Annotated in this window: 1 protein-coding gene; it reads left to right on the top strand. The window is 57.5% G+C overall.

Annotated elements, in window-relative coordinates:
- Window positions 1–64: 64 nt before the first annotated feature.
- Window positions 65–259: sensor histidine kinase (locus SB847_RS21480; RefSeq protein ID WP_410578698.1), on the top strand; the 195-nt coding region annotated here is incomplete at its 3' end.

The following is a 259-nucleotide window of genomic DNA, read 5'->3' on the forward strand; positions in this document are numbered from 1 at the left end:
GCGGGAACGGCAGCAGTTGGTCAAGAGCCGGCGGGACAATCTCCGGCTGTCCGAGGGGAACAAGATGCGTACCTCGATCCTGCGTGCCGTCTCGCATGATCTGAGAACTCCACTGGCCGGGATCAAGCTGGCAGTCAGTAGTTTGCGGCAGGAAGACGTGACCTTTCCACCCGATGTTGAGCAGGAACTACTGGAAACGATCGAGGACTATGCGGATCGCTTGGACCATTTGGTGAACAACCTCCTGGACATGTCAAGG

The organism is Bacillus sp. SIMBA_026 (assembly GCF_046535335.1).
GTDB lineage: Bacteria > Bacillota > Bacilli > Bacillales > Bacillaceae > Bacillus > Bacillus velezensis.